Origin of the sequence: Brevundimonas sp., from assembly GCF_031082345.1 — a bacterium.
Classification (GTDB): Bacteria; Pseudomonadota; Alphaproteobacteria; order Caulobacterales; family Caulobacteraceae; genus Brevundimonas.
Genome location: NZ_JAVHLH010000191.1, coordinates 1 through 5,688 on the forward strand (window position 1 = coordinate 1; position 5,688 = coordinate 5,688).

The window sequence follows — 5,688 nt, forward strand, 5'->3', positions numbered from 1 at the left end:
TGGCTTGGGGGCTTGAGAACGATGCGTTCGACCACACTCGTCCTCCTGTTGGAGCGAGAACCGCCTCGAGGCTGGTGACACAACTGCTCCATGCTCGGCATATCGCCGCCCGGAAGGAAGTGTATCAGACCCTCGCCAAAGGAAATCGATCAGGAACCCTGCTTGCGGGCAACGTACCATCCTACGACGCCTTGCTCCCGTGGCTGAATGAGGCGAGCCGGGAAGAGCGCGAAGCCGTGTTCGAACTGTTGACTATGCGGATGGCACTTGATGCCCGACCGGTGAAGCCAATGCCGGCACTGGCGCGCGCCAATCTTACTTTCGTCGCCACTGCCCAGTTCATGGATGAACTGCTTGGATCAGGTTCTGGCGGTGTTTTCGAACAGTTCGCGGTTGCGGCTGTCCTGTCGGCACTAATCGATGAGTTCGGTTTGGGCGGGCAAGGGTCTCGTGCCTTGCGCGTCGAAACCAAGAACATCAATGCGTCCGACGCAAGCGCCGGTACGGCTGCTGATGTACAGATCATGCAGGGCGGAAGGGTTGAGGAGGCTTTCGAGGTCTCGGCGTCGGATTGGAAGCCGAAGGTAGCGCAGGCGGTTACGGCTGCACGAAACGCGGAGTTGCCACGGGCTCACGTCCTTGCATATGGCGGAAATCTTGAAGTGCTGGGAGAGCTGTTGGGCGATTCCACCACAGACGTGACCGTTATCGACGTACGGGACCTTCTCCGCGTCATGTTGGCGGTATTGAAGAAGCCCGCCCGCGAGGATGCCCTCCGGAAGCTGTACGACCTCGTCGACCAAAAGCAGACTGATGTGGAACTCGTGAACAGATACGTGGACCTTCTACGCAGCCATTCGTTGGCGGCGTGATCGGCTGAAAACTTGATCTCGAACAGCCTCGCCGATGACCTGCGCAAGCAGTGGCGGCACCGCATTGCCAATCTGCGTGTACTGCGAACTCCGCCGGCCGGAAAACTGGATGTGCGGGGGAAATGACTGGAGAGCGGCACTCTCCTGAATCGTAATTCGACGGGCTCCGGCCAACTCACCCACCCAGGGTGCGCCGCCGCTTGCCAGATGGCGGTGATAAGTCGGCACGAGATCGTCTAGATCTAGGAAGTGTGTCTTGTTCCCGCCGGCAGCCGCCAGAATTGTGGGGGACGGGAGATCAAGCTGGATGGCTCGACCGCCTCCGTTGAAGAGGTGTCCATGGTAGGGGTTAGGACGCAGATCCGGGCGCTTCGCGAACACTACCTTCGAAGGGTTAGGTTCACCGACAGCCGCACGCGTTAGAACCAGTCCCGCAGGAACCCGTCGTTCCGGTCCTCCTTGCGGAAGCCGAAATTCCACGCCCTCGCGGTTGCCGACAATGACCAACCGCCTTCTTGACTGAGGCACTCCATAGTCCGCCGCATTCAACACCTGAGGGGCCGAGATCGCGTAAATGTCGGCCAGCGGCGAAAGCACGTTCCGAAGATAATCTCCAAACGATGCGAGCCCCGGGACGTTTTCCATCACGAAGGCCTTGGGGCGGACTTCCAGAACGGCTCGCACGAACTCCGGCAGAAAGTCTCTCATGTCCTCTCGGCCACGCCTTAATCCCCCAATGGAAAACGGCTGACAGGGCGGCCCCCCTGCCACGATGTCGACGCCCCTGAATTCACGGAAATCGATCGTGCGAATGTCTGCTTGACGCACGTTGGCGTCGGGAAAGATGCCTCGGTAGGTCGCCGCTGCATCGGGCATCAGTTCAACGGCGAGGACCGGCGTGATCTGGGCGGCCTCGAATCCAAGACTCAAGCCACCTGCGCCACTGAACAGATCGATGCTCGTGATCATCGTTCGCCTTTCGCTCGGCTGTGACTCGCCCGGAAAGAGCTACCAGAACATTTCAAGAACACAACAGTTCCGTTCATCATAATGCACCGGCTAGTCGTTAAGCTGTGATTAGTGTGACCCTACAGCTTCACTCGAACTCCACCAGCACATCGTCCGCCGCCACCGGGTCGCCGGCCTTGGCGCCGACCGCCTTGACCACGCCGTCGCGCTCGGCCTTGAGGATGTTCTGCATCTTCATGGCCTCGATGATGGCGACGGTTTCGCCGGTCTTGACCTCCTGGCCGACCGCGACCGGGATGGCGACGACGAGGCCGGGCATGGGGGACTGGACCAGCTTGGAGGTGTCGGCGGCCTGTTTCTCGGGCAGGCGGGCGTAGAGGGCGGCGATGGCGGGGGTCAGGACGCGGACGCGGGCTTTGGCCGCGCGGTGGCGGATGACGAAGCCGTCGGCGACGCGGGCGACCTCGGCGGTGAAGGGCTCGCCGTCGAGCTCGGCGCGGAACTGGGCCAGGCCGGGGCGCCAGTCGATGTCCGACAGGCGCAGGGCGCGGTCCTCGCCGGCGAGGTCGAGGGTCAGGGCCTCGTCGTCGTCGTAGCTCAGGGTGACGCCGTGGGCCTCCTGGCCGATCAGGACGATCCAGTCGGTGCGGGCCGAGGGGTCGCCGGACAGTTCGGTCAGGATCTCGTTCATGGCCGCGGCGCTGGCGATCAGGATGTCGGTCTGGCGCCGATCCGGGGCGAGGCCGTGGAAGCCGTCGGGGAATTCGTCCTTGATGTAGCTGGTCGAGATCTGGCCCGAGCGGAAGCGCGGCTGGTCCATGACGGCGGCCAGGAAGGGCACATTGTGGCCGACGCCCTGCAGGTGGGTGTCCTCCAGCGCCCGGGCCATGCCGTCGATGGCGGCGTCGCGGGTCGGGCCCCAGGCGCACAGCTTGGCGATCATCGGGTCGTAGAACATGGAGATCTCGTCGCCCTCGCGGACGCCGGAGTCGTTGCGGACCGTGTAGCCCTCGGGCTGCGGGCCTTCCTCGGCGGTGTCGTAGCGGACGAGGCGGCCGATGGAGGGCAGGAAGCCGCGGTAGGGGTCTTCGGCATAGACCCGGCTCTCGATGGCCCAGCCGTTGATGGCCAGGTCCTTCTGTTCGAAGGCGAGCTTTTCGCCCCACGCCGAGCGGATCATCTGCTCGACCAGATCGACGCCGGTGATCAGTTCGGTGACCGGGTGCTCGACCTGCAGCCGGGTGTTCATCTCGAGGAAGAAGAAGCTGCGGTCCTGGCCGGCGACGAATTCGACGGTGCCGGCGCTGTCGTAGTTCACGGCCTTGGCCAGGGCGACGGCCTGGGCGCCCATGGCCTCGCGGGTGGCGGCGTCGAGGAGGGGGGAGGGGGCTTCCTCGATGACCTTCTGGTTGCGGCGCTGGATCGAGCATTCGCGCTCGAACAGGTGGACGACATTGCCGTGCTTGTCGCCGAGCACCTGGATCTCGATGTGGCGCGGGTCGATGATGAACTTTTCCAGGAACACCCGGTCGTCGCCGAAGGCGTTCCGGGCCTCGGCCTTCACCGCGGCGAAGCCCTCGGCCATGTCGGCGTCGGAGTGGGCCACGCGGATGCCCTTGCCGCCGCCGCCGGCCGAGGCCTTGATCATGATCGGATAGCCGATCTGGTTGGCGATCTTCACTGCCTCCTCGGTCGTCTCGATCAGGCCCATGTGGCCGGGGACGGTGGAGACGCCGGCCTCGGCGGCCAGTTTCTTGGAGCTGATCTTGTCGCCCATGGCCTCGATGGCCTCGGGGTTGGGGCCGATGAAGGCGATGCCCTCGTCGCGCAGGCGTCTGGCGAAGCCGGCGTTCTCGCTGAGGAAGCCGAAGCCGGGGTGGACCGCCTCCGCGCCCGTTTGCCGCACCGCTTCGACGATCTTGTCGGCCAGCAGATAGGACTGGGCGGCGGGGGCGGGACCGATCAGCACGGCCTCGTCGGCCATCTCGACGGCGAGGGAGCCGGCGTCGGCCTCGGAATAGACCTGCACGGTCTTGATGCCCATGCGGCGGCAGGTCTTGATGATGCGGACGGCGATCTCGCCGCGGTTGGCGATCAGGATCTTTGAGAACATGCGGTTTCGGGGGCTCTGAAGCGAACGTGATCGCCGGTGACGGCGCCGCCCCGATTAGGCCGCGATCCCGGGCGAGTAAACCGACGGGGGCGTTCATCCGAACGGGGTACGGGCTTGGCAAGGCCCGCTCCAATGGGCTTTAACGCTGCCCGATCCCTGTTCCCACGGCCCGGAGCCTGACTTTCATGTCCCGTATCCTCCCCGTCGCCGCGACCGCGGCCCTGACCCTGGCGCTCGGCGCCGGCTCCGCCCTCGCCCAGGACTTCCAGACGCTGGCGCGTCAGGACCTGCAGGCCGCCCGTGACCAGCTGGCCGCCAACCACCCCGCGCCGGTCGTGCCGGGACAGGCCAGCGACACCTTCCGCGCCTGGCTCGACGCCGGGCTGCAGGACGCCCTGTCGAAGGTCGGCCAGTCCAACAGCGGCTCCAGCCACGCCTATCTGCTGCGCTACTACGCCGCCGGCTTCCGCGATTCGAATATCGTCATCCGCCCCAGCTACGAGACCTCGGCCGACCGCTACACGGCGACCAGCTGGCCCGGCCTGGCGACCGGCTGGCGCAACGGCCAGTATGTGGTGACCTATGTCCAGCCGGGCGTGCGCCGCCTGCCGCCGGTCGGAGCCGTGGTCACCGAGTGCAACCTGGTCCCGATCGAGGAATATTCCCGCACCAAGCTGGACCTGTGGGAAGGCGACCTGACCACCGAGGCCGGACGGATCACCTCCGCCCCGTATCTGCTGTGGAACCGCAACAATCCCTACGCCGGCGGCACGCCCTCGACCTGCAAGTTCAAGGTCGGCAACCGCCGCGAGCGCGACTATGACCTGCGGCCGGTTCCGGTCGTCCCGGCCAACCTCGAGGCGGCCTACCGCGCCACCCTGTACACGCCCGGGCCCGTGCCGCTGGCGATCGAGACCGTCAACGGCCGTCCGTGGATCAACGTCCATTCGTTCGCCGACGACGCCGGTTGGGACGCCTTCAACGCGCAGCTGCAGAGCCAGCTGGGCGCCATCCAGGGGCCGCAGGGCTTCGTGCTGGATCTGCGCGGCGGCAGCGGTTCGTCGAACCTCGGCTCGACCGCCCGCGGCTACGGCGTCCTGAACCGCATCTGGACCTCGGAATTCACCCAGAGCCGCCAGCCGACCGGCGAGGACTTCGTCTATCGGGCCACGCCGGGGAACCGCCAGTGGTACGCCGAGGTGATCGAACGGATGAAGCAGGACGCCCGCTTCGTCTATGAGGCGCCCGAGGTCATCGCCCAGACCGAGGCCGTGCTGGCCGCTTTCGACGCCGCCATCGCCGCCGGACAGCCGAGCTTCACCCAGCCCCAGGCCGCGACCACCGCCGATCCCGCCGTCGCCAACCCCGTGCAGGGGCCGGTGATCGTGCTGGTCGACGCCGGTTGCTCGGGCGGCTGCCTCGACACCCTCGACCTGGTCAGCCGTCTGCCGAACGTGCGCATCGCCGGTTCGACCACGGCGGCGGATTCGATCTTCATCGAGCAGACCGTCGAGCGCCTGCCCTCGAGCTATGCGGACCTGAGCTACGGCCACAAGGCCTGGATCTCGCGCGAGCGGGGCAACAACCAGCCGTTCGTCCCGGCGCAGGGCCTGACCTACACGGGCGATCCGGTGGACGAGACCGCCGTCCGCGCCTGGGTGGGATCGCTGTTCGGCGGCTGAATGAACGATCTCCCTCCCCGGCGACGGGGAGGGTGGTCGCGTAGCGACCGGG

General features: G+C 66.1%; 4 protein-coding genes. 2 read left to right on the forward strand and 2 right to left on the reverse strand.

Annotation, left to right across the window (positions count from 1 at the left end; all coding sequences use genetic code 11):
- The coding region (locus RDU12_RS11750; protein WP_308684738.1) for a hypothetical protein at positions 1-872 on the forward strand (872 nt) is incomplete at its 5' end.
- Here the strand turns inward: RDU12_RS11750 and RDU12_RS11755 are convergent.
- Both RDU12_RS11755 and RDU12_RS11760 read right to left on the reverse strand, forming a co-directional pair.
- Positions 846-1,841, reverse strand: a complete 996-nt coding sequence (locus RDU12_RS11755) for a DNA cytosine methyltransferase (RefSeq protein ID WP_308684740.1) — start codon at positions 1,839-1,841, stop codon at positions 846-848. The genes RDU12_RS11750 and RDU12_RS11755 overlap by 27 nt on opposite strands.
- A 127-nt stretch (positions 1,842-1,968) precedes the next feature.
- Positions 1,969-3,954: an acetyl/propionyl/methylcrotonyl-CoA carboxylase subunit alpha gene (locus RDU12_RS11760; protein ID WP_308684742.1), complete on the reverse strand. Its 1,986-nt coding sequence runs from the start codon at positions 3,952-3,954 to the stop codon at positions 1,969-1,971.
- 185 nt (positions 3,955-4,139) lie between these two features.
- Between RDU12_RS11760 and RDU12_RS11765 the strand changes: the two genes are divergently transcribed.
- A complete protein-coding gene (locus tag RDU12_RS11765) occupies positions 4,140-5,636 on the forward strand; it encodes a hypothetical protein (RefSeq protein WP_300291611.1) in 1,497 nt (498 codons plus the stop codon).
- Positions 5,637-5,688 lie beyond the last annotated feature (52 nt).

What these genes read in the sequence shown, in the direction of transcription:
- RDU12_RS11760 (WP_308684742.1), bottom strand. Translation starts at nt 3,954, where the DNA reads ATGTTCTCAAAGATCCTGATCGCCAACCGCGGCGAGATCGCCGTCCGC.
- RDU12_RS11755 (WP_308684740.1), bottom strand. Translation starts at nt 1,841, where the DNA reads ATGATCACGAGCATCGATCTGTTCAGTGGCGCAGGTGGCTTGAGTCTT.
- RDU12_RS11765 (WP_300291611.1), top strand. Translation starts at nt 4,140, where the DNA reads ATGTCCCGTATCCTCCCCGTCGCCGCGACCGCGGCCCTGACCCTGGCG.